Annotated in this window: 24 protein-coding genes; 7 read left to right on the top strand and 17 right to left on the bottom strand. The window is 67.6% G+C overall.

The annotated features are described in order from the left end of the window. Nucleotides 1–2 precede the first annotated feature (2 nt). Entirely contained in the window at nucleotides 3–683 is a 681-nt protein-coding gene (locus tag LDO22_RS08515; protein ID WP_224026741.1) for a FadR/GntR family transcriptional regulator, read from the top strand. Nucleotides 684–785: 102 nt separating this feature from the next. Here LDO22_RS08515 and LDO22_RS08520 read toward each other — a convergent pair whose 3' ends face one another. Beyond that, the gene (locus tag LDO22_RS08520; RefSeq protein WP_159631182.1) at nucleotides 786–1,325 is read right to left on the bottom strand and encodes a hypothetical protein; all 540 of its coding nucleotides are present in this window, start codon (nucleotides 1,323–1,325) and stop codon (nucleotides 786–788) included. 159 nt (nucleotides 1,326–1,484) lie between these two features. Here LDO22_RS08520 and LDO22_RS08525 point away from each other — a divergent pair, with 159 nt between their 5' ends. Genes LDO22_RS08525 through LDO22_RS08535 form a run of 3 tightly spaced genes read left to right on the top strand, consistent with a single transcriptional unit; the run spans nucleotide 1,485 to nucleotide 3,831 of the window. Continuing rightward, nucleotides 1,485–1,775, top strand: coding sequence for a hypothetical protein (locus LDO22_RS08525; protein ID WP_159631180.1), 291 nt, complete (start codon nucleotides 1,485–1,487; stop codon nucleotides 1,773–1,775). A 3-nt stretch (nucleotides 1,776–1,778) separates the two neighbouring features. Beyond that, nucleotides 1,779–2,606: a DUF1206 domain-containing protein gene (locus LDO22_RS08530; protein WP_224026742.1), complete on the top strand. Its 828-nt coding sequence runs from the start codon at nucleotides 1,779–1,781 to the stop codon at nucleotides 2,604–2,606. A gap of 28 nt (nucleotides 2,607–2,634) precedes the next feature. Next, complete coding sequence (locus LDO22_RS08535; protein WP_224026743.1) at nucleotides 2,635–3,831, top strand: SRPBCC family protein; 1,197 nt, start codon at nucleotides 2,635–2,637, stop codon at nucleotides 3,829–3,831. A gap of 92 nt (nucleotides 3,832–3,923) precedes the next feature. Here the strand turns inward: LDO22_RS08535 and LDO22_RS08540 are convergent, their stop codons facing one another. The 7 genes from LDO22_RS08540 to LDO22_RS08570 form a co-directional block, all read right to left on the bottom strand. Then, entirely contained in the window at nucleotides 3,924–5,390 is a 1,467-nt protein-coding gene (locus LDO22_RS08540; protein WP_224026744.1) for an FAD-dependent oxidoreductase, read from the bottom strand. An 87-nt stretch (nucleotides 5,391–5,477) separates the two neighbouring features. Further along, a complete protein-coding gene (cobA, locus tag LDO22_RS08545) occupies nucleotides 5,478–6,740 on the bottom strand; it encodes a uroporphyrinogen-III C-methyltransferase (RefSeq protein ID WP_224026745.1) in 1,263 nt (420 codons plus the stop codon). A 74-nt stretch (nucleotides 6,741–6,814) separates the two neighbouring features. Then, nucleotides 6,815–7,273, bottom strand: coding sequence for an SRPBCC family protein (locus LDO22_RS08550; protein ID WP_224026746.1), 459 nt, complete (start codon nucleotides 7,271–7,273; stop codon nucleotides 6,815–6,817). 247 nt (nucleotides 7,274–7,520) lie between these two features. Next, nucleotides 7,521–8,459 (bottom strand): ABC transporter permease, encoded by a 939-nt coding sequence (locus LDO22_RS08555; RefSeq protein ID WP_224026747.1) that lies wholly within the window; start codon nucleotides 8,457–8,459, stop codon nucleotides 7,521–7,523. Further along, nucleotides 8,449–9,174: an ABC transporter ATP-binding protein gene (locus LDO22_RS08560; protein WP_224026748.1), complete on the bottom strand. Its 726-nt coding sequence runs from the start codon at nucleotides 9,172–9,174 to the stop codon at nucleotides 8,449–8,451. The genes LDO22_RS08555 and LDO22_RS08560 overlap by 11 nt, the downstream gene beginning before the upstream one ends. Before the next feature lie 27 nt (nucleotides 9,175–9,201). Then, nucleotides 9,202–10,329, bottom strand: coding sequence for an ABC transporter substrate-binding protein (locus LDO22_RS08565; protein WP_224027200.1), 1,128 nt, complete (start codon nucleotides 10,327–10,329; stop codon nucleotides 9,202–9,204). Between the two features lie 130 nt (nucleotides 10,330–10,459). Next, the gene (locus LDO22_RS08570; protein WP_224026749.1) at nucleotides 10,460–11,626 is read right to left on the bottom strand and encodes an RtcB family protein; all 1,167 of its coding nucleotides are present in this window, start codon (nucleotides 11,624–11,626) and stop codon (nucleotides 10,460–10,462) included. A 75-nt stretch (nucleotides 11,627–11,701) separates the two neighbouring features. On the opposite strand from LDO22_RS08570, the gene LDO22_RS08575 reads away from it, so the two are divergent. Continuing rightward, nucleotides 11,702–12,169, top strand: coding sequence for an SRPBCC family protein (locus LDO22_RS08575; protein ID WP_224026750.1), 468 nt, complete (start codon nucleotides 11,702–11,704; stop codon nucleotides 12,167–12,169). Between the two features lie 5 nt (nucleotides 12,170–12,174). Here LDO22_RS08575 and LDO22_RS08580 read toward each other — a convergent pair whose 3' ends face one another. From LDO22_RS08580 to LDO22_RS08605, 6 genes are all read right to left on the bottom strand, one after another. Continuing rightward, nucleotides 12,175–12,948: a hypothetical protein gene (locus LDO22_RS08580; protein WP_224026751.1), complete on the bottom strand. Its 774-nt coding sequence runs from the start codon at nucleotides 12,946–12,948 to the stop codon at nucleotides 12,175–12,177. Between the two features lie 214 nt (nucleotides 12,949–13,162). Beyond that, the gene (locus tag LDO22_RS08585; protein ID WP_159631160.1) at nucleotides 13,163–14,569 is read right to left on the bottom strand and encodes a GTP-binding protein; all 1,407 of its coding nucleotides are present in this window, start codon (nucleotides 14,567–14,569) and stop codon (nucleotides 13,163–13,165) included. Then, complete coding sequence (cysD, locus tag LDO22_RS08590) at nucleotides 14,569–15,513, bottom strand: sulfate adenylyltransferase subunit CysD (protein WP_224026752.1); 945 nt, start codon at nucleotides 15,511–15,513, stop codon at nucleotides 14,569–14,571. Before cysD ends, LDO22_RS08585 begins: the two co-directional genes overlap by 1 nt. Continuing rightward, complete coding sequence (locus tag LDO22_RS08595; protein WP_224026753.1) at nucleotides 15,510–16,238, bottom strand: phosphoadenylyl-sulfate reductase; 729 nt, start codon at nucleotides 16,236–16,238, stop codon at nucleotides 15,510–15,512. The genes cysD and LDO22_RS08595 overlap by 4 nt, the downstream gene beginning before the upstream one ends. After that, nucleotides 16,238–17,983, bottom strand: a complete 1,746-nt coding sequence (locus LDO22_RS08600; RefSeq protein WP_224026754.1) for a nitrite/sulfite reductase — start codon at nucleotides 17,981–17,983, stop codon at nucleotides 16,238–16,240. Before LDO22_RS08600 ends, LDO22_RS08595 begins: the two co-directional genes overlap by 1 nt. 54 nt (nucleotides 17,984–18,037) lie before the next feature. Continuing rightward, a complete protein-coding gene (locus LDO22_RS08605; protein ID WP_224026755.1) occupies nucleotides 18,038–18,895 on the bottom strand; it encodes a CbiX/SirB N-terminal domain-containing protein in 858 nt (285 codons plus the stop codon). 60 nt (nucleotides 18,896–18,955) lie between these two features. Between LDO22_RS08605 and LDO22_RS08610 the strand changes: the two genes are divergently transcribed. Further along, a complete protein-coding gene (locus tag LDO22_RS08610; protein WP_224026756.1) occupies nucleotides 18,956–19,609 on the top strand; it encodes a trimeric intracellular cation channel family protein in 654 nt (217 codons plus the stop codon). A gap of 51 nt (nucleotides 19,610–19,660) precedes the next feature. After that, nucleotides 19,661–20,089: a hypothetical protein gene (locus LDO22_RS08615; RefSeq protein WP_159631150.1), complete on the top strand. Its 429-nt coding sequence runs from the start codon at nucleotides 19,661–19,663 to the stop codon at nucleotides 20,087–20,089. A 101-nt stretch (nucleotides 20,090–20,190) separates the two neighbouring features. Here the strand turns inward: LDO22_RS08615 and LDO22_RS08620 are convergent, their stop codons facing one another. The 3 genes from LDO22_RS08620 to LDO22_RS08630 form a co-directional block, all read right to left on the bottom strand. Beyond that, nucleotides 20,191–21,042 (bottom strand): DUF559 domain-containing protein, encoded by an 852-nt coding sequence (locus tag LDO22_RS08620; RefSeq protein WP_224026757.1) that lies wholly within the window; start codon nucleotides 21,040–21,042, stop codon nucleotides 20,191–20,193. Between the two features lie 461 nt (nucleotides 21,043–21,503). Next, nucleotides 21,504–22,604 (bottom strand): polyprenyl synthetase family protein, encoded by a 1,101-nt coding sequence (locus tag LDO22_RS08625; RefSeq protein WP_224026758.1) that lies wholly within the window; start codon nucleotides 22,602–22,604, stop codon nucleotides 21,504–21,506. After that, entirely contained in the window at nucleotides 22,601–23,932 is a 1,332-nt protein-coding gene (locus LDO22_RS08630) for a geranylgeranyl reductase family protein (RefSeq protein WP_224026759.1), read from the bottom strand. The genes LDO22_RS08625 and LDO22_RS08630 overlap by 4 nt, the downstream gene beginning before the upstream one ends.

The following is a 23,932-nucleotide window of genomic DNA, read 5'->3' on the forward strand; positions in this document are numbered from 1 at the left end:
CCATGTCCCTGAGCCCTTCCGTCCGCCCGCCGCTCGCCGCCGAGGTCACCGCCAAGCTGCGGGGCATGGTCCACTCCGGCGAGTGGCCGCTGAACCAGCGCATCCCGTCCGAACCTGAGCTCATGGCCAGGCTGGGGGTTTCCCGCGGCACCCTCCGCGAAGCGGTCAAGGCCCTTGCCCACGGCGGAATGCTGGAGGTGCGGCGGGGGGACGGCACCTACGTGCGCGCCACGAGCGAAATGTCCGGCGCCGCGCGCCGCATGTACCAGGACCACACCGAGCAGCACATCCTGGAGGTCCGGCTGGGCCTGGACACCCAGGCTGCCCGGCTGGCCGCGCGCAACGCAACGGACGACGACGTCGCCGCCCTGGGCGCCCTCCTCGCCACCCGGGACCAGGCCTGGAACAACGGCGACTTCGAAGCTTGGGCGGATGCGGACTGGAGCTTCCACGAGGGCATCGCCCGGGCGTCCGGCAACCCGCTGCTGCACGAGCTGTACGCCAGCTTCGGAACCGTGTTCCACCAGGACCTGCTCACGCAGCAGCGCCGGCCGGGGTTCGACGGACTCCCCCGCGACGGCCACGAAACACTGCTCGACGCCATCGCCCAGCGGGACGAAGACGCTGCCGTGGCCAGCGTGAACCGGAACCTGAACTCATGTGCGGAGTGGCTGGCGGAGTAACGCCGCCCTGTTGGCCCCGCCCTGTTCAGCCCTTAGGCATGCCGGCGGCCCGGCACTGTGGTGCCGGGCCGTCGTCGTCCGCTCTAAGTCTGGCTGGTCGCGTTAGTCGCGGCGCAGGCCCGAAAGGACGTTCTTGGGGCGCTGCATCTCGCCGTGCTTGGCGCCGAGGATGATCACCAGGGCAGCGAAGCCGGGGATGGCCCACTGCAGTGCCTTGAGCTGCTGCTGGGCCGACTTCAGCTCATCCGAGGCTGCAGCGTGCGGCTCGGTGGCGCCCTCGGCACCCTCACCGGCCAGCTTCTCCACCTTCTTGCCCAGGATGCCCGAGTACAGGGTCACCGCAGCGCCCACCACGGTCACGGCCGTCTTGATGACGGTGTCGCGGGCCACGCCCTCCTGCTTGGCAATACGGCCCTTGTTCTCCCAGGCAATGGCCAGGTCCGCCACCAGGTGGGAGGCGAAGGCCGCGGTCTGGAACGGCGCCCACTTCATCCAGCCGGCACTGGAAAGCCGGGTGCGCTCTGCGGGGTCCTTGGCCTGGGCCGCTGCCCCGTTGAGCCCGATGGCACCCATCAGGGATCCACCGAACCATGCTGCTGCCGTCAGGTCGTGAACTGAACGGGCAATGAGATTTCCTGCCATGATGTGCATTCCTAACGTTGTGGACTGGTTCCGGGTTGCCGCTGTGCCGCGGACTTCACCTGCCGTATTCCTTCGAGGTATGGTCCGCCTATGGTAAGCACACTTACTAATATTACGAAACCCCGTCCCGGAGAGGGGCAACCGCGTAATATCGTCGCCATGGGAAACACAGGGACATTGTTCGGCTGGGCCTTCGGGGACCCCGCCCGTGGAAGTGACGGCGGCTATGTGGACGGACTCCAGCGCGAGGCGCTGGGGAACGCGCGGGAAACGGCAAAGGCCAAGGGCGTTGGCGTTGTAGCCGGCTCGGAGGTGTTCACCGTCCTCAGCGCGGACGATTCCCTGGTGGAACTGGACAACGCCCCCGGCCAGCTGGTGGTCCGCTGCACCGTGCACGTGGAGGGACCCGGCGCAGAGAAGCTGCGGGCCGAAGGCCCCATGAACGGCTAAGAGATGTCCGACGGCGAATCCACCCTCAGCCAGGCAGCGGACGCTGTCGAGGAGGCGTCCAATGCCAAAGCGCTGGACGTCCTGGCCCGTTCCGGATTCGCCGTCATGGCACTGCTCCACATCATCGTGGGGGCCATCGCCATCGCCATCGCGTTCGGCCACCCCGGTGATGCCGAGGCCACCGGCGCCATCGCCCGGCTGGCGGACAACCCGTGGGGTCCCCTCGTCATGTGGGGATGCGTGGCCGCTTGCCTGGGCCTTGCACTGTGGCAGGCCAGCGAAGCGACGCTGCGGGCCAGGAGCCTTACCCGCAAGGAACGGCTGGCCAAGCTGGTGTCCTCGGGATTCCTGGCCATCGCGTACGGCAGCGTGGGGCTGACTTTCGCGGGCTTCGCGTTGGGGCAGCGCAGCGACTCGGGCGACAATACCCGGGACTTCAGCGCCAGCCTGATGGCCAACCCCGTGGGACCGTGGGTCCTCGTCGCGCTCGGCCTGACCATCCTCGGCATCGGCATCTACTTCGTGGTCAAAGGACTCCGGCGCGGATTCAAGGAAGAGCTGTTCCACTTCGAGGGCACCCGCCGCGGCAGGCTCATCGACAGCCTGGGCGTCACCGGCCATGTGGCCAAAGGTGTTGCGCTGGACCTCACCGGGCTGCTGTTCATCATCGCCGCCGCCCGGCACCGGCCGGACGAATCCACCGGGCTGGACGGCAGCCTCAAGGCCCTGCAGGGCCACCCGTTCGGGCCCACCCTGCTCGTAGCCATCGGTGCAGGGTTCATCGCCTACGGGATCTTCGCGCTGATCCGGGCCCGCTTTGGCCGCATGTAGTTCCGGAGTTTGTGGGTAGGGAGAAAGTATGACCCAGCAGCTGCGCGCTAGTTCCGCCGTCGCCTCCAGTGCCGGCCAGGCCTTCGCCGGCCTCTTCCGGCTCCTGAAACTCGCCCGGCCGGACCGGCCTATCCATCCGCAGGGGCTGGGCCTGCACGGAACGTTGACCAGGACCGGCAACCCGTCCGGCCCCAGCGGCATTGACTGGCTGGACGCGCCCGGGACGGACCAGGTGGTGGCCCGCTTCTCCCGGTCAGTAGGGCTGCCGCAGGCGCTGCCGGACGTCCTTGGCCTGGCCCTGCGGGTTTCCCCGCCCGGCGCCGGCGGACCCGCGGACGTGCTGTTTGCCTCCACCGGCTGGGGGTTGCCGGGCCGGTTCCTGCTGGTGCCGCGGCTGGATGTTGCAGGTGCCGCCATGACCACGCTGATGCCCTACCGCGGAAGCAGGGGCCCGGTGCTGCTGGGACTGCGGACGCGGAGCCTCCCGCCCGGTCCGCTGGCGTCCGGGGCATGGGTGCTGGGACTGCACTGGGCCACACCGGGCGGACGCTGGCGGGAATGCGGCGAAGTGCGGCTGCACGCCGGTGCCAGTCCCACCGACATCCCGCTGCGTTTCGATCCCCTGGAGCACCAGCCGCCCGGGGCGCAGGCCTACAGCTGGACCCGGCGGCTGCGGAAGCCGTCCTACCGGGCCGCACGGCGGCCCGCACCTCCCGCCGTCGGACGTCCGCCTGAGTCCCCCGCGCCGCGCGGGAAAAGCACCACCGCAACCGGAAGGAACCCCATGTCCACCGTCTCGCAGCTATTCAAAACCCCCTCGGCCGACGTGTGGCGGGTCATCGCCGACGGCTGGCTGTACTCCGGCTGGGTAGTGGGCGCGTCCAGGATCAGGGACGTGGACGCCGAATGGCCAAGGGTGGGTGCCCAACTCCACCACTCGGTGGGAGCCTGGCCCCTGGTGATCGACGACAGCAGCCGCGTGACCGCCGTCGAGCCCGGCCGCTCGCTGGAGCTGGTGGCGCGCGGCTGGCCCATGGGCGAGGCCAAGGTGGAGATGACACTGGAGGACCGCGGCAACCAGTGCCTGGTGACCATCGCGGAGGACGCCATCCGCGGGCCCGGCAAGATGATGCCCAAGTTCCTGCGCGATCCCTTGATTTCCGCCCGGAACCGGGAAACCCTGCGCCGCCTTGAGCTCATGGCCATCGGGGGCGCCGGGAAATAGCGCATCAGGGTTAAAGGGTTGTTAAACGCCGGAACCGCGGGACGATTGCGTCCCGCGGTTCCCGCTTTCAGCTCCTGGAGCCGGGCGTTCTCCTAGACCTGCGCGGAGACGCCGTCGCGGGAGATGTCCACCATGTCCTCGCGCGGCACCACCTTGATGCGCTCACGCTTGACCTCCACGCCGTGCGAGCCGCCGGCTTCGGTGGCCGCTGCGCCGAGGGCCAACTCGTGGGCGTCCAGCGCCAGCCAGCCTTCCCAGCTGGTGAACTTCACGCCGCGGGCGTCCAGGAGTTCGGTGACGGCGTCCTCCTGCGGCACCGAAGCCACCGGCAGGTTTTCGCGGTCTTCGAGGAGGTAGGTGACGGTCTCCAGGGCGTCGCCCTTGGTGTGGCCGATCAGGCCCACCGGTCCGCGCTTGATCCAGCCCGTGGCGTAGAGGCCCGGCACATGTTGGCCGGACGCATCCAGGACGCGGCCGCCGTCGTTGGTGACCACGCCCTTCTTGTGGTCGAACTCCACGTCAGGCAGGGCGGACCCGAAGTAGCCGATGGCGCGGTACACGGCCTGCACCGGGTAGTCCACGTACTCGCCGGTGCCCCGGGCGTTGCCGGTGCCGTCCAGCTCGGTGCGCTCGAACTTGATGCCCGCCACCTTGCCGGGGGTCTCGGCGTCGTCGTAGATCTCCACCGGGCTGTGCAGGAAGTGCAGGTGCAGGCGGCGGGAGGCCTTGAGCTCGGAGACGTCCTCGGGCTGCTCGGCGATCCAGTTGGTGAGCGTGCCCACCATGGTCTTGGTCTGGTTGTTCGTCTGGATCTGGCGGTCAGATTCCTCGTCGAACTCGAAGTCCTCCGGGTACAGGATGATGTCCACGTCCTTGGAGTGGGACAGCTCGCGCAGCTCCAGCGGGGTGAACTTGACCTGGGCGGGGCCGCGGCGGCCGAAGACGTGCACGTCGGTGACGGGCGAGGCCTTCAGGCCGGCGTAGACGTTGTCCGGGATTTCGGTGACCAGCAGGTCATCGGCGTGCTTGGACAGGACGCGGGCCACGTCCAGGGCCACGTTGCCGTTGCCGATGACGGCGATTTCCTTGGCCTCCAGCGGCCATTCGCGCGGCACGTCCGGGTGGCCGTCGTACCAGGAGACGAAGTCCGCGCCGCCGAAGGAGCCCTCCAGCTCGACGCCGGGGATGTTCAGGTCCGCGTCCTTGATGGCGCCGGTGGCGAAGATGACGGCGTCGTAGTGCTTGCGGAGGTCCTCGATGGTGAGGTCCGTGCCGTAGTCCACGTTGCCGAAGAAGCGGATGTCGCCGCGGTCCAGCACCTTGTGCAGGGCGTTGACGATGCCCTTGATGCGTGGGTGGTCCGGGGCCACGCCGTAGCGGATCAGGCCGTAGGGTGCCGGGTAGCGGTCAAAAAGGTCGATGCTGACGGTCAGCTCGCCGCTCTTGACGGCTTCGCTCTTGGTGAGGATGTCAGCGGCGTAGACGCCGGCCGGGCCGGAGCCCACGACGGCGACGCGCAGGGGACGCGCAGCAGATCCTACGGTAGTGCTGGATGACACGGCTGTGTTCCTTTTCTTCTGCATCGATTGCTGAGTACTTGTCGTTTTCAACGTTCATAACGACAAGTACGGAGCAATCGATGGGTTTCAGGTGGTGAGGACGGTCTTGCGGGGGCTGTTCGGGGTGGTGGTGCTGTAGTCAGCGGTTTTGAAGTGCGACGGCGCGAACGGGCTCACGCGCACCACGTCACCGATGACAATCACGGCAGGATTTGCGACGCCGGCCGCCTGGGCCTGGTCGGCGATGGAACCGAGCGTGCCGATGGTGACGCGCTGGTCCGGCAAATAGCCGTTTTCCACGATACCAACAGGGGTGCCTGCGGGCAGCCCGGCTTCGCCCAGCGCGGACGCGGATTCGCGGAGCTGGCCTACGCCCATGAGCAGGATGATGGTGTGGTCTGCGCGGGCAGGAACCTCGGAGAGTTCTTCGTGGCCGGTGACCACGCTGAAGCCCTTGGCCAGGCCGCGGTGGGTGACGGGAATGCCTGCGGCTGCCGGGACGGAGATGGCGGACGTAACGCCGGAGACCACCTCAACCTCGACTCCGTGCTGGCGGCAGTATTCGGCTTCCTCGCCGCCGCGTCCCAGGACGTACGGGTCGCCGCCCTTGAGCCGGACCACGCGGTGGCCCTTGAGGGCTTCCTCCACCAGGATGCGGTTGATGTCCGCCTGCGGCACCGGGTGGTGGCCCGGTGTCTTGCCCACTTCGATGACGCGGACATCCGGCGCGAGTTCGTTCAGCAGTTCGCGGGGTCCCAGGCGGTCAGCGACCACGACGTCGGCCTGGCCCAGGAGGCGGCGGCCGCGGACGGTGATGAGGCCGGTATCGCCGGGGCCGCCACCAACGAGGGCAACGCTTCCCTGGTGGGCACGGCGGCGGCGCAGCGGAAGATCGCCGGTTTCGAGGGCGGTGGCGACGGCGTCGCGGACGGCCATGGCACGGCGCGGGTCTCCCCCGGCGTTGATGGCAATCTTGACGTCGTCCACCTCAGCGACCGCGGGGGTCCAGGCGGCGGACGCTTCATGGTTGGAGGCGTTGACGCACCACACCCGCTGCGCCTCGGCGTCGGCAGATACCTGGGCGTCCACCTCCGGGGCGCCCGTTGCGGTCTGGACGAACCAGACGCCGTCGATGTCGCTGGAAAGGTAAGGCCGCGTTTCCCAGGTGAGCAGGCCGGCGTCGGCCATCTCCTGCAGCGCGGGAGAGGCAACGGGGGCCACGACGGTGACCAGGGCACCGGCGTCGAGCAGTCCCTTGGCGCGGCGGGCCGCAACGGGGCCGCCGCCCACCACCAGCACGGGGCGGCCGAGCAGCCGCAGCGCCGTGGGGTATATGTCCTGAATTGCCATGAATCAACGGTAGGGCGGCGTCACATTGGCCCACAAAGGGTCAGCAACACCAGTTCACGTAAGGTAACGCTGCGTCACAAAGAATCTGCCGCGCTGCCGGCGAGGAAGGTGCCGCGGTCCCGGATCAGCCGCTCCAGGTACCCGGCCAGGAAGAGGCGCTCGACGGCGCGGCCCAGGACTCCCAGCGGGGCGCTGAACTCAACTCTGTCCATCATGATGCTGCCCGTGGCGGTTGGTGAGAACTCGTGGACGTGCCGGAATGACGTGAACGGCCCCTTGACCTGTTCGTCGGTGAAGCTGCGGGGGAAGTCCAGGGAGGTGATCCGGCTGGTCATGGTGAGTGGAACGCCGAAGTGTTTTGCCCGCCAGGTCACCTCCTGGCCTTCTCCGATCAGGCCCCTGGTGACGCCGCCGATCGCCCGCTCCCGTGCTTTCTGCTGGGAGTCCAGATGCAGGTCGATGCTGCGGGCCCGGTCGAAGAGCTGCTCCGCGGGCAGCGGCGACTTGGTGCGGCACTCGAAGCTGACGGTCATGGCGCCAGTCTGCCATGGAGCGATGTGGGGCACCCCCGTCGTGGGGCAACTGAGCAGTCACTCACACTTCGCAACGATGGCACCAGAATGCGTATCTTTTGGCGCCGGCAGAGACTGGCGGCCGCGCAGTTACAGGGTGGACTTCTTGTGGCGGGGCCAAAAGTGACGCAGATGCGTCAGGGAACAGCAGAGCCCGACGGCGGGAGGTCGCCGTCGGGCCCTAAAGGTGCGTTGGGGAGGGGCTGGGTCAGCGGGTGCTGCCGGCCAGGAGGCCCCGGCGCCGCAGGAGGCGCTTCTCGATGGGCCCGAAGACCAGCAGCTCGATGAGGATACCGACGCCGAGGATCAGCAGGATGGCAGCCATCACGATGGTCATGTCGGACAGGTCGCGGCCCTGGTCCAGCAGGGATCCCAGGCCGAAGCCGATGGTGCCGCCCACAGCGATGATCTCCGCCGCCATGAGGGAGCGCCAGGAGAAGGCCCACCCCTGCTTGAGGCCGCTGAGGTAGCCGGGCAGGGCAGCGGGAAGGATGACCTGCAGCGCCATCTGCAGCCGGGACGCACCCAGCACGGTCCCCACGCGCCGGTACTGCGGCGGGATCTGGTCCACGCCGGAGATGAGGCCGTTGATGATGGACGGGATCGCGCCCATGAACACCACGAAATACACGGTGGCGTCGGTGAGTCCGAACCAGATAATGGCCGCGGGAACCCACGCCACGGACGGCAGCACCTGCAGGCCGGAGATCAGCGGGCCGAAAGCGCGTCGAAGCGGGGCAACCTGGGCCAGCAGCAAACCGACGGGAGTGGCAATGGCCACCGAAATCAGGAAACCCACCACACCGCGCTGCAGCGAGGTCCAGATCGCCTCCTGGAACTTGCCGTCGCCCCACAGGACACCCATTTGCGCCACCACATCCAGCGGCCCCGGGACCAGGTCGCGCCGCTTCACGCCGAGCGAGACGTAAAACTGCCAAATGAGCACCAGGACCACCAGCGCGGCCACCGGCAGGAGGATGCGGCTCCAGTCGACGCGGTGCTTGCGGTCGGCGTCGGACTGCAGCGAGTCCAGGCCGGATTCGAGCTCCCGCAGGTCCTCGTGGCCACTCGAAGTCCGGGTCAAAGCGGCATGCACGTGCTCGCGGGTCTCGGTTACCTCGGCGAGCGGTGTCGGGTTACTTGGCATGGCGGCGAATCTCCTCACGCAGCCGGGCGGTGATGACCCCGGTCAGCTGGCCGGCGAGCCCGGCGTCGGTTCGGTGTTCCTCGGTGACGTCCCATTCCTGGACCACGCGGCCGGGGCGGGAGGAGAGCAGCAGGACGCGCTGGCCCAGCCGGACGGCCTCCCGGACGTTGTGGGTGACGAAGACGATGGTCCGCCCGGTTTCTTTCCAGATGCGTTCCAGCTCATCGTGAAGCAGGTCGCGGGTGATGGCATCCAGCGCGGCGAACGGCTCATCCATGAGCAGCAGCTGCCGGTCCTGGGCCAGGGAGCGGGCCAGGGACACGCGCTGCCGCATGCCGCCGGACAGTTCGTGCGGTCGCTTGTCCCCCGCGGATCCCAGGTGCACTAGTTCGAGGAGTTCCTGGGCCTTGGTGCGGCGTTCGGCCTTGCCCAGGCCACGCAGTTTCAGGGCCAGCTCGATGTTCTCCCTGGCAGTCAGCCAGGGGAACAGTGCGGCGTCCTGGAACATGAAGGCGGCGCCGTCGCTGGGCACTTCCAGGGCGCCCGACGTCGGTGCTTCCAGTCCCGCGATGATGTTCAGGAGGGTGGATTTGCCGCAGCCGGAGGCACCAAGGAGGGCGACGAACTCGCCCTGCTTGATGTTGGCGTTGACGTCGTCCAGTACCGGGGCGCCGTCGCCGAAGCGCTTGCCCAGGTGTTCCAGTACGACTGGCATGGTGGCGTCCTTAGGTAGTGGTGGGGGTCAGTCCTGGCCGAGGCCGGCTGCGGAGATTTTGCCGGCGGCGGTGACCTGGTTGAGCGCGGTGAGGTCGAAGAGGCCGTTGATGTTGGCCTTCTTGGTGGTTCCGGCGTCCACCCCGTCCTGCAGCAGTTTGGGGTAGCTGCCGGCCAGCGGGTCGAGGGTGAAGGTGATGTTGGCGAGGGAACGGTTCAGCACGTCGGCCGGAAGAGCGGCCCCGGCGGATTCCTGCAGGGCCTCGTTGACCAGTGCCGCCTTCTCGTCGGCGGGTGCCGAGTTGAGCCATGCCACCGACTTGGCGTGCCCGGCCAGCAGCGCCTTGACGGTGTCCGGGTGGTCGGCGGCGAATTTCTGGTTCACGATCAGGATGGTGGTGGGGAACTCCCCAGGTTTGCCGGTGGCTGAGCCGTCCCACAGGTCCTTTTCGTCCACGAGGACCTTGGCTCCGGCCTGGAGCACCAGGCGTGACGCCCAGGGCTCAGGCAGCCACGCGCCGTCGAGCTTTCCGTCCTGGAACAGCTTGAGGGTCTGGGCGTTGTCTGTGGGGTTGATGGCCACGTCACCGCTGCCATCCACCCCGGTCTTGTACCCCTGGGAGGAGAGCCAGGCGCGCAGGGCGACGTCCTGGGTCCCGCCCAGCTGCGGCGTTGCCAGGGTCTTGCCCCGCAGATCCGCCGCGGAGGTGATGCCGGGCCTGACCACCAGCTGGGCGCCGCCCGCCGCGGCTCCGGCGAGCACGCGCACGGACTGGCCCTGGCTCTTGGCGAAGGAATTGATGGCCGGGTTCGGGCCGATGTAGGCCGCGTCGATGGCGCCGGCGTTCAGGGCTTCGATGGCTGCCGGTCCCGCGTTGAAGGTCTCTGTGCTGAGCTTGGTGCCGCCCAAGGCCTCCGCGAGGAACCCTTTTTTGACCCCGACCAGGGCGGGTGCGTGCGTGACGTTGCCGAAGTAGCCCAGTTTCAGCTCTGCGGCCGGAGTGGGCTCGGCGGCCTGCGCCCCGGTGTTGCGTGAGATGTTGGAGGCAACGATGGCCCCGACCGCGATCAGCAGGACCAGCCCTATGGCCAGGGCAGCCTCGACGGCGCGCCTGCGCGTTGGGACCGCGCTTTCGCCTGCCACGATGCGGGTCATCCCGGGCTTGGAACTAGTCATTGTTTCACCATAGGGAGTGGCCCAGACCCGTTCAACGAAGCGGAAACGGAGGGTCACGCACGTTCATCCAGCGTCATATTCCGCCGCACTGCTGCCCGGTTTCGCATAATCAGTTGCCTTTGACGTTGACCAACTGCCGCAGCTTGTGCCGCACCGTCACCAGGTCCGCGGCGTCCTGCATGACCTGGTCGATCGGCTTGTACGCAGCCGGGATCTCGTCGATGAAGGCCTCCGACGCCCGGAACTCAATGCCCTTCATGGCACGCTTCAGTTCCTCCAGGGTGAAGGCCTTCCGGGCTGCGTTCCGGGAGTATTCGCGTCCGGCCCCGTGCGGGGAGGAGTTCAATGACGCCGGGTTGCCACGGCCTTCGACGACATACGACGCCGTTCCCATGGATCCGGGGATGAGTCCGGGATCGCCGTGCGCGGCTTTGATGGCACCCTTGCGGGAGACCCAGACGGGCTTGCCGTAGTGCGTTTCCTGCTGCGTGAAGTTGTGGTGGCAGTTGATCCGTTCGCGTTCCCGGACCGGCCCGCCCACCCAGCGGCTGAACTGGGCAGCCACCCGGTCCATCATTTCCTCCCGGTTCAGCAGTGCGAAGTGCTGGGCCCACCGAAGCTCGGCGATGTACCGCTCGAACTGGGGCGTGCCCTCGTCCAGGTACGCGAGGTCCGGGTCGGGCAGGTATATCTGGTTCTTCCGGCTCACCTGCCGGGCCACTCCGATGTGGTGCTGGGCGATCCTGTTGCCGATCCCGCGCGAGCCCGAATGCAGGAAGAGCCACACGCCGTCGTCCTCATCCGCGGAGATTTCGATGAAGTGGTTCCCGGAGCCCAGGGACCCCAGCTGCAGCTCCCACTTGGGAACATACTGGGCCGGGTTGAACCCGGCGTTGGCGGCCCGCCGCGTCAGCTCCGCAATCCGGGGCTCAGCTGTGGGCAGCACCTGCCTGTTGTTGTGCCCGGCCGAGAGCGGGATGGCCCGCTCGATGTCCTCGCGCAGACGCTTCCTGTCCTTCGGCAGGTCCTTCACGGAGTACTGGGTGCGCACCGCGATCATGCCGCAGCCGATGTCCACGCCCACGGCCGCCGGGATGATGGCACGCAGGGTGGGGATGACGGAGCCCACGGTGGCTCCCTTGCCCAGGTGCGCGTCGGGCATCAGCGCCAGGTGGGGGTAGATGAACGGCAGGGCCGCCGTCATCACGGCTTGCGCGCGGGTCTTGTCATCCAGGATGGACGCCCAGTTGAGAAGCTTCGGGCTGATGGTTTCCATGTCCGCCTCCCGCCGCGGTGACCAGGACTAGGGTAAGTCCTAGGCTAAACCCGCGCTTCGAATGGAGATGCAGCAATGGTCAGTGTCCAGACGGATATCCACATCGACAGGCCGCGTGAGGAAGTCGCGGGCTTTGCGGCGAACCCGGAAAATGCGCCCCGGTGGTACGTCAACATCCACAAATCGCAGCGGCTGGACAGCCGTCCCCTCGGCCCCGGCTCGAAGGTGGCGTTCACTGCGAAGTTCCTGGGCCGGGAGCTCAACTACACCTACGAGTTCGTGGAGTACGTCCCCGGCCAGAGATTGGTGATGCGCACCGCCCAGGGCCCCTTCCCCATGCAGACCACCTACACATGGACGGACGACGACGGCGGGACGCGCATGACGCTCGGCAACAGCGGGAGCCCCTCGGGTTTCTCCCGCCTGGCCGGCCTGGTTATGGAACCAATGATCCGCCGGGAGACCCGGAAGGACCTGCAGAAACTCAAGGCAATCCTTGAAGGTGACAGCCGGCGCCGGCCACGCGCGTGCGAACCCCGATAGGGAACCTAGGCGGGGGCGGTGAGGCGGTGCCGCGGCGCGCGGGCGGCGGCCCGGGCAACCACCAGGCGGCGCAGGTTGAACCAGCAGAACAGCGCGAGCCCAAGGTACAGGGAAAGTTCCATCACTTCGCCATACTCGGAGATGCCGTAGTCAGGTGAGGGCCACACCAGCAGGCGGAAGAGGCGGTAGGCCGCCGCCAGCCCGAAGGCCGGCACCACGCACAGCGGCGGAACCAGCAGGTGTGCAGACTCCAGGTGCTTCCAGCGGCCGCGGACGGTGTTCCACACCAAGGGAGCACACGCGCCGTAAAGGCTTGCCAGCAGCATGGCTGCGGGTACCAGTTCCTGCACCCCGCCGATGTTGTGCACGGTGGTCTCGCCTTGGCGGTTGATCGCTTCCATTTCTTCCGGTGTCTGCCAGCCGAAGATGCGTTGTCCCCAGGAGATCTCCTCCCCGGCCAGGAACCAGACGCCGGCGGCGACCACGCCGTAAAGCAATGCCATGATCTTGTGCCCGGTTCTGGAGAGGCGGAAGGCCAGGAGGGGCAGGAAGATGCCTGCAGCCACCAGTGAGAAGAACTGGAGCCACTCGACCAGGGAGTCCTCATCAAGGAGCCAGATGAACAGTGGCGGGTGCAGGACGGTGGCCGCGGTTGCGAGGGCGATGCCCAACGGCAGCAAAGCGATGATCAGCGCTCGGCGCGGGCGAATTCCCCACTCGCGGGCGTCGCGTGCGAAGCGGATGGCGGCTTTGGTGTTCCACCGGTGGATGGCAGGCATCGTGTCCCCCTCAACGAACAGGCCGGAACCTGGAATCGCGGCACCGGCGAAGCGATCCCTGATCTTCCCATGCCACCCGCGGCCACGAAAGGTTCGGGGGGAACCTCTGCGGGTTATTGTGCGGATTACCGCAGGCCCTCGAAATCGCCGGAAACACCGCGGGGCCGCCGTAAAAATACGGCGGCCCCGCAGGGTTTCAGCGATCTGGGCGGAACTAGATGCTGTAACGCTCGTCCTCGTGGTCGCCCGGGTGGTCCTTGACCAGCCCCGCGGCGAGGGTGTTGCCATCGAGCGGGTCGATCACCAGGAACGCGCCCGTGCGGCGGTGGTGCAGGTAGTTCTCCAGCGGCAGCGGGGCGGCCAGGCGGAGCTGCGCGTGCCCGATGTCGTTGAGCTCCAGGCTGGAGGCACCCTCAAGCTTGAAGGTAGCCAGGTCCAGCTTGCCGGAGACGCTGCGGACCATCGCCTGGACGGTGCGGGTGCCGTGCTTGACCAGGACCTTCTGGCCCTCGCGGAGCGGCTTCGGGGACAGCCAGCACAGGGCGGCGTAGAGGTCGGCGGAGGCTTCGCGGACCGTTCCGGCGGCGGCGATCGTGTCACCGCGGGCGACGTCGAACTCGTCCGCCAGGCGGATGGCCACGGACTGCGGGGCGGCGGCTTCCTGCAGGGAGGAGCCGGCGAAGTCGATACCCACCACGGCGGTGGTCCGCGGCGACTGGCCCGGCGTCAGCACGGACACCTGGTCCCCCACCTTCACCGAACCTTCGGTGATCTGGCCGGCGTACGCGCGGTAGTCGCGGTACGCTTCCACGTCCAGGCCGGCGGCCACGGCATCCGGAGCCAGGGCACCCTGCGGCCGGATGACCAGCTGCACGGGGAAGCGGAAGCTTTCCAGGTGGCTTTCCAGCTCATCGGCGGCCGGGAGGGTTTCGAGGACCTCGAGCAGGGCCGGCCCGGTGTACCAGGGGGTGCGCTCCGAGCGGTCCACCACATTGTCGCCATCGAGCGCGGACACCGGGATGACCAGCAGGTCGCTGATGCCGTCCGAGCCCAGGCCCAGTTCGCGGCCCACCTGCTGCACGTCGGCTTCGATGTCGCGAAACACGGACTCGCTGAAGTCCACCAGGTCGATCTTGTTCACGGCCACGATCACGTGCGCCACGCGCAGCAGCTGCAGCACGGACAGGTGGCGGCGGGTCTGCTCCAGCACACCCTTGCGGGCGTCAATGAGGACGACGACGGCATCCGCAGTGGACGCGCCCGTCACCGTGTTCTTGGTGTACTGCACGTGCCCGGGGCAGTCGGCCAGGATGAAGCTGCGCTGGTCGGTGGCGAAGTAGCGGTAGGCCACGTCGATGGTGATGCCCTGTTCGCGCTCGGCGCGGAGACCGTCGGTCAGCAGGGCCAGGTCGATGCCGCCCTTGTCCCCGCCGAACCCGCGGTCCGCGGAGGTGCGGGCCACGGCGTCGAGCTGGTCAGCCAGGATGGCCTTCGAATCGTGGAGGAGGCGGCCCACCAACGTGGACTTGCCGTCGTCGACCGATCCTGCCGTGGCAAAGCGGAAGAGGGTGGTGGGCAGGGCTGTTTCCAGGTCCGCCGGGAGAACTGCTTCGGTGGTCATTAGAAGTACCCGTCCTTCTTGCGGTCTTCCATGGCGGCCTCGGAGATGCGGTCATCTGCGCGGGTGGCGCCACGTTCGGTCAGGGTGGAGGCGGCAACTTCGACCACGACGTCTGCCACGGTGAAGGCGTTGGACTCCACGGCACCGGTGCAGGACATGTCCCCCACGGTGCGGTAGCGGACGGTCTTGGTGATGACTTCCTCATCGGGGCGCGGCTGGGACACTTCGCCCACTGCGCGCCACATGCCGTCACGGGCGAAGACTTCGCGTTCGTGGGCGTAGTACAGGCCGGGCAGCTCGATGTTCTCGCGCTCGATGTACCGCCAGATGTCCAGCTCGGTCCAGTTGCTGATGGGGAACGCACGGACATGCTGGCCCACGGTGTGGCGGCCGTTGTAGAGGTTCCACAGCTCGGGGCGCTGGTTGCGCGGGTCCCACTGGCCGAACTCGTCGCGGAGGCTCAGGATGCGCTCCTTGGCGCGGGCCTTGTCTTCATCGCGGCGGCCGCCGCCGAACACGGCGTCGAACTTGTTCTGCTGGATGGCGTCCAGCAGCGGGACGGTCTGCAGTGGGTTGCGGGTGCCGTCGGCGCGCTCGGCGAGTTCGCCGCGGTCGATGAACTCCTGCACGGAGCCCACCACCAGCTTCAGGCCCAACCGCTCCACGGTCCGGTCACGGAAGTCGATGACCTCGGGGAAGTTGTGGCCGGTGTCCACGTGCAGCACGGGGAAGGGGACCTTACCCGGCCAGAAGGCCTTGGTTGCCAAGTGCAGCATCACCACGGAGTCCTTGCCGCCGGAGAACAGCAGCGCGGGCTTCTCGAATTCGGCAACAACCTCGCGGATGATGTGGATCGCTTCGGATTCGAGGGTGTCCAGGCTGGACAGGCGCGTGGATACGGCGGCGTCGGTCACCTGGGTCTCCTCGGTAAGTGAAGTGCTCATACGTGTAGTCCGCATTCTGTCTTGTCGGATCCTGCCCAGCGGCCGGCGCGGGGGTCTTCGCCGGGCGCCACCTTGCGGGTGCAGGGCTGGCAGCCAATGGAGGGGTACCCCTGGGAAAGCAGCGGGTTGACGGGCAAAAGGTTGTCGTCCGAGTACTGGACCAACTGGTCGAACGTCCACGCTGCCATGGGGTTGACCTTGACCAGGCCGTTCTTCTCATCCCAAGTGACCAGCGGCGTGTTGGTGCGGGTGGGGGCTTCGTCGCGGCGGACGCCGGTGAACCACAGTTCGTAGCCGGCGAGGGTCCGCTGCAGCGGGGCCACCTTGCGGAGGGCGCAGCACTGGGCGGCGTCACGGGCGAAGAGGTCCTTGCCCAGCAGCCGGTCCTGCTGCTCCACGGTGGTCTCCGGGAGGACGTCCACCACGTTGACGCGGAGGTTCGCGGCTACCTCGTCACGGGTGGCGTAGGTTTCCGGGAAGTGGTAGCCGGTCTCCAGGAACAGGACGTCGACGCCGGGCATCTGGTCAGCGACCAGGGCGGGCAGGACGGCGTCGGCCATGGAGCAGGCCACCGCCACGGCGGGCAGGTCGAAGTTGCGCTCCACCCAGGCGATGACGTCGCGGGCGGGGGCGTCCCAGCCGAGCTCGGCGGCGCCGGCCTCGGCCAGGGCCTTCAGCTCTTCCTGGGGCCGCTTGGCCGGTGCGGGTGCGAGATGCTTTGCCATTACTGGAGTGCCTCCTCATCTGCTGCGTGGGCCCATTCGGCGAAGGTCTGGCCTTCGGCGCGGTCGGCCACGAACCGGCGGACCACGCGCTCCACGTAGTCGGGCAGGTCGTTGACGTAAACCTTCAGGCCGCGGACGGTGCGTCCCAGCCCGGCTTCCTCGCGGTCATTGTTGGCCAGCCCGCCGCCCAGGTGGACCTGGAAACCCGGGGAGGGGTCGCCGTCGGGCGTTGGCAGCATCATGCCCTTGAGGCCGATGTCCGCGGTCTGGATGCGGGCGCAGGAGTTGGGGCAGCCGTTGATGTGCAGCGACAATGCCTGCGGCAGCTGGCCCGAGCCGGAGAGGTCCGCCAGGCGTCGCTCGAGTTCGGCGACGGCGGTGGCGGCCGTGTACTTGGTCTCGACGATGGCCAGCTTGCAGTATTCGATGCCGGTGCAGGCAATGGTGCCGCGTCGGAAGACCGACGGGCGGGCGGACAGGCCCAGGCCGTCCAGTTCGGCGATGAGCGGCTCCACCTGGTCCTTCTCGACGTCCAGCACCACGATCTTCTGGTGCGGGGTGGTGCGCAGCCGGTAGGAGCCGCGGGCCTCCAGGGTGTCCGCGAGCTTGACCAGGCCGGAACCGGAAAGGCGGCCTGCGATCGGGGTGGCGCCGATGAAGAACTTGCCGTCCTTCTGCTCGTGCACGCCCACGTGGTCGCCGGGGGTGGCGGGCTTGGGCGCGGCGGGGCCGTCGGCCAGCTTGTAGCCCAAGTATTCGTCCTCGAGGATCTGGCGGAACTTCTCCGGACCCCAGTCGGCCAGCAGGAACTTCAGGCGGGCCTTGGTGCGCATGCGGCGGTAGCCGTAGTCGCGGAAGATGCTGGTCACGCCCAGCCACACGTCCGCGGCCTGGTCCGGCTTCACGAACGCACCCAGGCGCTTGCCGAGCATCGGGTTGGTGGACAGCGCGCCGCCCACCCAGAGGTCGTAGCCGGCGCCGAGCTCGGGGTGTTCAATGCCCACGAACGCGCAGTCGTTGATCTCATGGACCACGTCCTGGCTGGGGTGGCCGGTGATCGCGGTCTTGTACTTGCGGGGCAGGTTGGACAGCAGCGGGTTGCCGATGAACCGCTCCCCCAGCTCGGCGATGAGCGGGGTGGGGTCGATGATCTCGTCCTTGGCGATGCCGGCCACGGGCGAACCCAGGATGACGCGGGGCACGTCGCCGCAGGCTTCAGTGGTGGACAAGCCCACGGACTCCAAGCGGTTCCAGATCTCCGGGATGTCTTCGACCCGGATCCAGTGCAGCTGGATGTTCTGGCGGTCGGTCAGGTCGGCTGAGTCCCGTGCGAAGTCCACGGAGATCTGGCCGATGACGCGCAACTGCTCGGTGGTGAGGGCACCGCCGTCAATGCGCACGCGCAGCATGAAGTACTTGTCTTCGAGCTCGTGCGGCTCCAGGGTGGCGGTCTTGCCGCCGTCGATCCCCTGCTTGCGCTGGGTATACAGGCCCCACCAGCGGAAACGGCCGTGCAGGTCCTGGCCGGGGATGGCGTCGAAGCCTTCCTTGGCGTAGATGGTCTCGATACGCTCGCGGACGTTTAGGCCGTCGTCTTCCTGCTTCCAGGTTTCGTTGGCATTCAGCGGCGTCTTGCCGTCCACTTTCCACTGGCCATGCGGCTTCGCAGCGGGGCGGGACGGGCGGGCGGGGCGCTTGGGGGCAGCGGAGTCCGCCGACGCTCCGGCTAGAGCTGTATCAGTCATGCATCGACTGTAGGGCGGCGCCGAATACCGTCACAAAGGCCCGGAAACGCTAAGTCACCTAGGGAAATATTTCGTCACGAAACGCTGAAGGGCCTTGAAGAACCCACCCTGCTGTGCATCGGCGGGAGCCTTGTCCGGGGCTTCGGCGGGGCCCGGTACGGGTGCTTCCGTGGGCGTTTCGTTCATGGCGGCTACGGCGGCGTCGTACCTGTCGAGCGCGATCTCCGCGAGTGTCGGGGATGGCAGCAGGGGCTGGGTCACGACGTCGGCACCCGCCTTCGCCAGCTGGTCGTGGAAGAAGCCCGGCGCCAGGAGATACGAGGCAATCACCACCCGGCCTCCGACGTCGACCGCTCCGGCGGACTCCCCCGCCCCGGCACCCCCGGCGAGCTCTTCGCGGAGCATGGCGACGGCGTCGGGCACCGACGGCTGGGCGGAGGCACCGTAGGCGGCCACCATCCGGTTGGACCGCAATGCCCGCAGCTGGCCCAGCAGCTCCTCGACGCTCACTGCGGCGTTTGGGTTGGATGAACCCGCCGCCGCCAGGACAATGACGTCATTGTCGGTAGTGCCGGCCTCCCGCAGCCGCTGGTCCAGCAGGGCCGCGAGGCGCGGGTCCGGTCCAAGCGGCGCTGCGGCGGCACTGCCCGGCCGGCTCTTCACGGCCCGGGCGATGTCAACCTTCACGTGGTAGCCAACGCTCAGCAGAAGCGGCACCACCACGGCAGCCTCCCCGTCCGGCAGGCCGGCCACCACATCCACCAGATCCGGCTGCTGGACATCCACATAGGCTTCCCGGACATCAAGGCCCGGCCGCAGTTCCGCGATGGCGGCGCGCAGGGCGTTGACCTCCGCGGCCCCCTGTGTGTTGGACGTCCCATGGGCACAGGCGATCATGATGGGGCTGTTCATAGGGGCTAGCGTAACGTTGGAGCCGCCCTGTCCGCCCTCTTTGAAATACCGGGACGCCCCATGACATTCGCCTTTGACAACTCCCCGGTCTGGCTGGACCTGCTGGGCGTGTTCTTCTTCGCGGTATCGGGCTCGCTGCTGGCGGCGCGGAAGCAGATCGACATTGTGGGATCCCTGCTTCTGGCCTCCCTGGTGGGCCTGGGCGGCGGTGTGATCCGCGATGTCATCCTTGTCATCGTTCCGGCGGCGTTCACCAACCCGGCGTATCTGGCGCCGCCGCTGCTGGCCACGGTGCTGGTGTTCTTCCTGTTCTCCAGCGTCCAGCGCTACACGTCGCTGCTGGTCCTGTTCGACGCCGCCGGCCTGGCCCTCTTCTGCATGACCGGCACGCTCAAGGCGCTGGCCACCGGCCTGAACCCGGTGGCATCGGTGCTGCTGGGGGTGACGACGGCGGTGGGCGGCGGCCTGCTCCGGGACATCACGGCCAACGAGGTACCCGAACTGTTCAACCCCAAGGACATCTACGCACTGCCGGCCTTCGTGGGATCCTCGCTGACGGCGGTGCTGTGGGTTCTTGGCGTGTTCAACGTGCTGACCGCGGCCGGCATTGCCGCCCTGGTTTTCACGTTCCGCGTCCTCGCCTGGCGCCGCTCCTGGCAGGCGCCGCTTGCCGTCCGCGGCTGGCAGCGCAGGGCAAGCGATTCAGGGCTGTGACGTTCGCTTCCATGTCATTTTGGGAGCGTCGCGATTAGCTAGGATATGAGCATGACTGACATGTTCCTCGAGAAGTTCCGCGCGCTTGTTCCAAAGTATCTCGAGGACGAATGGCAGGAAGCGGATGGCCTGACGCCCGAGGAGCTGGACAAGGCCCTCGCAGAGCACCAATTCGAGATTCCCCTGGTCCTGCGCGAGTTCTACCTTGCACTGGGCGGCTGCGAGGACCTCATGGAGGCCTACCACTACTTCTGGGACCCCGAAGAGCTCGAGGTCGACGATGAAGGCTTCCTCATGTTCCTCGAAGACGAAGAGGAAGCGTTCACCTGGGGCTTCCGGGTGGGCGACCTCAGCGTCCCGGACCCCATCGTCTACCGCCGCAACAATGCCCGCGGGCAGTGGAAGTCCGAGGAAGGCACCTTCTCCGAGTTCGTCTTCGACATGTTCGAGTGGGCGTTCGAGGACGAAGAGGAAGAGTAAGCCTCCCCGTCCGCCGTTGACGTAAATGCGTCACTTATGGACCGGACCTTCAGCTGTGCCCCTGCGTTTGCAGGGGCACTCGCCGGTTAACAGCCCATAAATCACGCAAACAGGTCGCCAAGCCCGCTGTTCGTCGGCCTCCGCCACACCCGCAGCACCGCCTGAACCTCCGCGACCATGGCCTGGGGCCGGTGGACAACGTCCTCATAGTAGTAGCGCAACACCAGGTAGCCCCCAACTATGCTCCGGTTGTTGCGCCGCTGGTCCCGCTTGATGGACTTCGGCTCGAAATGCGTTGAGCCATCCGTCTCCACCACCAGGCACTCCTCGACCAGGAAATCCACCTCTCCAACTCCGGCAATGTAGACATGCCGCCGAACCCGTAATCCGGCCCGCGCGAAATGGACATTTGCGAGTACCTCCAGCACGGAGTCCGCGCGGGGAATCACCAGGTCCAGCACCGCCCTGGCGCGCCCGTTGCGGCGTCCCTGGCAGCGCGCGTAGAGGAAATCGAGCGAGATATCACCGGCGCCCACAGCCGACTGCACCATCACCAGCGCCTCCAGCTCCGGCAGGCAGTGCACGGCATGAACAAGCACATCGGCGAGCCCCAGCACGGGCAGCCAGGGATGCCGCGGATGATTGGGCCGGCCGTGGTCGACGACTCCGGACGTATGGGTGGGGTGGCTCCGGCTTAAGTGCAAGCCTGTTGGGCCGTTGAGAGTCCACAGCCGGTAGATGGGGGCGGCGGACAAACACGTGAGCCGCCCGCCGGCTGCCAGAGCCCCTGCCACCCGTCCGTCGCCGGGCAGCGCGTAGACACCGCGCCCGGTTCTGACCACAACGCCCAGCACCACAGCCTGTCCCACCCGGGTCCGCGTGAAGCCCGCCCTTTGCAGTTCAAGAGAGCGGGCTGCTCCCCCGTGCCTGGCCAGGTAGTTGCAGATGTCCATCCCTCATCGTGTCCGTGCGCAGCCCGCGACGAACCAGAGGATTCTGTCCATGTGGATAACGCCCCCAGAGTCGTTGACGCAATTGCGTGATTTCTGGGCTGCGCAGGCGGTCTGTCCCCCGTGCTGAAGGGATGCGGAGCTGCGTGGCCAGCTATAAATCACGCAATTGAGCGAGGACGCAGCCACAGCCGGCGGAGCTCCCCAAAACTCTTTGACACAAACAGTTACAGAGGACTTGCGTCTTATGACAAACCTGTCATAAGCTATTCACGGATCCGCTAAACGCCTCCGGCGGGTCTGATGCGAACGGAGAGATAGCCCCGGTTCACAGCAGCTTCGGTTGTTGAGGACCGGGGCTATCCCGTTAAGCCCGGCTGCCCCGGCCGGATCGGCACAACGAAGAAGCCCGGCACCTCCGCAGCTGGATCAACCAGAGGTCCCGGGCTCCTAACGAACAGTAATCAGCTGGCGCGGTCCACCACAGCCAGCGCGAAGTTGGACAGCGACTCCTTAACCACGCCCTCCGGCAGCGGAGCGAGGGAATCAATGGCTTCCTTGGCCCACTGCCGTGCCACCACCCAGGACTCGGCGGTGACAGGGTGCTCGCGCAGTCCGGCCACGGCGGCAGCCAGCGCCTCGTCGGAGGACAGGTCGCCGTCAATCAGCTTCAGGAGGTCGACGGCGGACTGGTCGCCATCAACGGCAGCCTTGCGCAGGAGCAGCACCGGCAGCGTGGGAACCCCTTCGCGCAGGTCCGTTCCCGGGGACTTGCCGGACTTCACCTTCACTCCGGTGACATCGATGACGTCGTCGGCGAGCTGGAAGGCTACGCCCACCTTTTCGCCGTACTCCACCAGGACGTCCTCGTACGCCTCGTCGGCGCCGGAGAAGATGGCACCGAACTGGCCGGAGGCGGCCACCAGCGAGCCGGTCTTGTCCGCGATGACGGAGAGGTAGTGCGCCACCGGGTCCTCGTCCGGCCGCGGGCCCACGGTCTCGTGCAGCTGGCCCAGGCACAGCCGTTCGAAGGTGCGCGCCTGGATGCCCAGCGCGCGGCCTCCGAGCTCGGACACCAGGATGGAGGCCCGGGCAAAAATCAGATCCCCGGTCAGGACGGCGACGGAGTTGCCCCACACTTCGTGCGCCGTGGGGGCGCCGCGGCGGAAGGGAGCCGAGTCCATGACGTCGTCGTGGTACAGGGTTGCCAGGTGCGTCAGTTCCACCACGACGGCGGCCTGCACCACGGCGGGCAGGGACGCGTCACCGAGGTGGGCACAGAGCAGGGTCAGCAGCGGACGGATCCGCTTGCCGCCGGCTTCCACCAGGTGGCGCGACGTCGCGTCAGCGAGGGGATCCGAGTTGGCGATGGCTTCGCGGAGCTTCTTCTCCACCTTGGCCAGGTTGTTGGTGATGGCCGGGCCCAGCTCGGCGTCCCCCGCGATGGCCGCAAAGCCTGCAGGGAGCTGAAGTCCCGTGGCGATGGCGGTGGTGTTGAGGCTGGGTTCGGAGTCCGGCAGGCCGTGCCCGGCGTGCGTCCAGCTATGGTCTGCGGAGTTGGTCACGGGTTAACCCTAACTTTTTGTTGCGGATACCGCTGGTTCGGAGCTGACGGGGTATTGGATGTGGCCGGAACCAGTGATTCCAGGACGCGGATCACCCGGTCCTCGAAGCCCTTCGCGGCGGGATCTGTGAGGTTGGCAAGGAGCCGGACCACGAACCGCATCAGCACCGGGATGGGCATGCCCGTGCGGAGTGCGAGCTTCATGACGGCAGGCTTCCCGATCAGCGCGGCGAAGGCCCGCCCAAGCGTGAAGTGCGAGCCCCACTGGTTCCGCACATGGTCCGCGTACCGCGCAAGGTGCCCATCGGCGTCGTACGTTCCGCCTGAAGCAGCCGTGCGTGAGGAGGCGTCGATGATGAACTCGGCGGCGAAGCGCGCGGACTCCATGGCGTAGGAGATGCCCTCGCCGTTGAAGGGCGAGACCATGCCGCCGGCGTCGCCCAGCAGGAGCAGGCCGGGCGAGTAGTGCGGGGTGCGGTTGAAGCCCATGGGGAGGGCGGCGCCGCGGATTTCGCCCACCTGGTTCTCCGGCGTGAAGCCCCAGTCGGCGGGCATCCCGGCGGTCCATTCGCGGAGGACCTGCTTGTAATCGAGCTTGCCGAATTCCTTGGAGGAGTTCAGGATGCCCAGGCCCACGTTGGAGGTCCCGTCGCCCACGCCGAACACCCAGCCGTAGCCGGGCAGCAGCTTGCCGTCGCGGCCGGGGAGTTCCAGCCAGCCTTCCATCCAGTCGTCGTCGGTGCGCGGGGAGGTGAAGTAGGTGCGGACGGCGACGCCCAGCGGGCGGTCGTCCCGCTTCTGGATCCCGAGGGACACGGCGGTGCGGGTAGAGTTGCCGTCGGCAGCGAGGACGACGTCGGCACTGAACTCGCGCGTCTCCCCCGTCTTGCGTCCGGACTCGTCCAGGAGCGCTGCGCGGACGCCCGTGACCCGGCCGGCGTCGTCCCGCAGGGCCTCGGTGACGCTGTGCCGCTCGAGGATGGTGGCCCCCGCGGCCTCCGCGTGCCGCGCCAGTTCCTCGTCGAAGCCCAGGCGCGTGCGGATCAGCCCGTACTGCGGAAAGTCTGACACCTCGGGCCAGGGCAGCTCGATGGTGCGGCCGCCGGCGATCAGGCGGAGGCCCTTGTTCCGGCGCCAGCCATCGTTCTCCGGGTGCGGCAGGCCGAGCTTCTGGATCTCCCGGACGGCACGTGGTGTCAGCCCGTCACCGCAGACCTTCTCGCGCGGGAACTGCGTCTTTTCCAGGACTGTGACGTCGAGGCCGGCCTTGGCCAGGTAGTACGCGGCGGTGGATCCGGCCGGACCGGCGCCGACAATCAGTACCTTCAC

It is taken from the genome of Arthrobacter sp. NicSoilC5 (genome assembly GCF_019977395.1).
GTDB lineage: Bacteria > Actinomycetota > Actinomycetes > Actinomycetales > Micrococcaceae > Arthrobacter.

What these genes read in the sequence shown, in the direction of transcription:
- LDO22_RS08515 (WP_224026741.1), top strand. Translation starts at nt 3, where the DNA reads ATGTCCCTGAGCCCTTCCGTCCGCCCGCCGCTCGCCGCCGAGGTCACC.
- LDO22_RS08520 (WP_159631182.1), bottom strand. Translation starts at nt 1,325, where the DNA reads ATGGCAGGAAATCTCATTGCCCGTTCAGTTCACGACCTGACGGCAGCA.
- LDO22_RS08525 (WP_159631180.1), top strand. Translation starts at nt 1,485, where the DNA reads ATGGGAAACACAGGGACATTGTTCGGCTGGGCCTTCGGGGACCCCGCC.
- LDO22_RS08530 (WP_224026742.1), top strand. Translation starts at nt 1,779, where the DNA reads ATGTCCGACGGCGAATCCACCCTCAGCCAGGCAGCGGACGCTGTCGAG.
- LDO22_RS08535 (WP_224026743.1), top strand. Translation starts at nt 2,635, where the DNA reads ATGACCCAGCAGCTGCGCGCTAGTTCCGCCGTCGCCTCCAGTGCCGGC.
- cobA (WP_224026745.1), bottom strand. Translation starts at nt 6,740, where the DNA reads ATGGCAATTCAGGACATATACCCCACGGCGCTGCGGCTGCTCGGCCGC.
- LDO22_RS08550 (WP_224026746.1), bottom strand. Translation starts at nt 7,273, where the DNA reads ATGACCGTCAGCTTCGAGTGCCGCACCAAGTCGCCGCTGCCCGCGGAG.
- LDO22_RS08555 (WP_224026747.1), bottom strand. Translation starts at nt 8,459, where the DNA reads ATGCCAAGTAACCCGACACCGCTCGCCGAGGTAACCGAGACCCGCGAG.
- LDO22_RS08560 (WP_224026748.1), bottom strand. Translation starts at nt 9,174, where the DNA reads ATGCCAGTCGTACTGGAACACCTGGGCAAGCGCTTCGGCGACGGCGCC.
- LDO22_RS08565 (WP_224027200.1), bottom strand. Translation starts at nt 10,329, where the DNA reads ATGACCCGCATCGTGGCAGGCGAAAGCGCGGTCCCAACGCGCAGGCGC.
- LDO22_RS08570 (WP_224026749.1), bottom strand. Translation starts at nt 11,626, where the DNA reads ATGGAAACCATCAGCCCGAAGCTTCTCAACTGGGCGTCCATCCTGGAT.
- LDO22_RS08575 (WP_224026750.1), top strand. Translation starts at nt 11,702, where the DNA reads ATGGTCAGTGTCCAGACGGATATCCACATCGACAGGCCGCGTGAGGAA.
- LDO22_RS08580 (WP_224026751.1), bottom strand. Translation starts at nt 12,948, where the DNA reads ATGCCTGCCATCCACCGGTGGAACACCAAAGCCGCCATCCGCTTCGCA.
- LDO22_RS08585 (WP_159631160.1), bottom strand. Translation starts at nt 14,569, where the DNA reads ATGACCACCGAAGCAGTTCTCCCGGCGGACCTGGAAACAGCCCTGCCC.
- cysD (WP_224026752.1), bottom strand. Translation starts at nt 15,513, where the DNA reads ATGAGCACTTCACTTACCGAGGAGACCCAGGTGACCGACGCCGCCGTA.
- LDO22_RS08595 (WP_224026753.1), bottom strand. Translation starts at nt 16,238, where the DNA reads ATGGCAAAGCATCTCGCACCCGCACCGGCCAAGCGGCCCCAGGAAGAG.
- LDO22_RS08600 (WP_224026754.1), bottom strand. Translation starts at nt 17,983, where the DNA reads ATGACTGATACAGCTCTAGCCGGAGCGTCGGCGGACTCCGCTGCCCCC.
- LDO22_RS08605 (WP_224026755.1), bottom strand. Translation starts at nt 18,895, where the DNA reads ATGAACAGCCCCATCATGATCGCCTGTGCCCATGGGACGTCCAACACA.
- LDO22_RS08610 (WP_224026756.1), top strand. Translation starts at nt 18,956, where the DNA reads ATGACATTCGCCTTTGACAACTCCCCGGTCTGGCTGGACCTGCTGGGC.
- LDO22_RS08615 (WP_159631150.1), top strand. Translation starts at nt 19,661, where the DNA reads ATGACTGACATGTTCCTCGAGAAGTTCCGCGCGCTTGTTCCAAAGTAT.
- LDO22_RS08620 (WP_224026757.1), bottom strand. Translation starts at nt 21,042, where the DNA reads ATGGACATCTGCAACTACCTGGCCAGGCACGGGGGAGCAGCCCGCTCT.